Origin of the sequence: Heliobacterium chlorum, from assembly GCF_014502795.1 — a bacterium.
In the GTDB taxonomy this organism is placed as follows: Bacteria; Bacillota; Desulfitobacteriia; order Heliobacteriales; family Heliobacteriaceae; genus Heliobacterium; species Heliobacterium chlorum.
On record NZ_JACVHF010000179.1, the window covers coordinates 1 to 410 of the forward strand.

Annotated in this window: 1 protein-coding gene; it reads left to right on the forward strand. The window is 37.3% G+C overall.

Annotated features, from left to right (window positions below; genetic code table 11):
* A partial coding sequence (locus H1S01_RS20880) for a methyl-accepting chemotaxis protein (protein WP_279287058.1) occupies nt 1-337 on the forward strand: 337 nt, incomplete at its 5' end.
* Nucleotides 338-410 lie beyond the last annotated feature (73 nt).

A 410-nucleotide genomic window follows, 5' to 3' on the forward strand; every position in this document is an offset into this window, starting at 1 on the left:
CGACGATGGGAAAATTTCAATAACCGAAACAAATTCTAGTATTTCAACTGTTATAAAAGAAACATCTAATTCTCAAACGGACTTGGAGCTAATTTCAAAAAGAGTAGATGAATTACATCAATCAACCAGTCGAATAGATAATCTGGTATCCTCGGTAAAGTCTATCTCAAATAAAACGAATCTATTGGCATTGAACGCTGCGATAGAAGCTGCCCGGGCCGGTGAATTTGGTCGAGGTTTTGCAGTTGTAGCTGATGAAATAAGAACGCTTGCAAATCAGTCCCAGCTATCTGTAGAACAGATAACTAAGCAGTTAGGGTACATACGCTCCGAGTAGAAAACATGAATACATCTTTTCATAATATGGATAAATCTTTTGAACAGAATTCACTAGCGGTTAACGTAGTAAG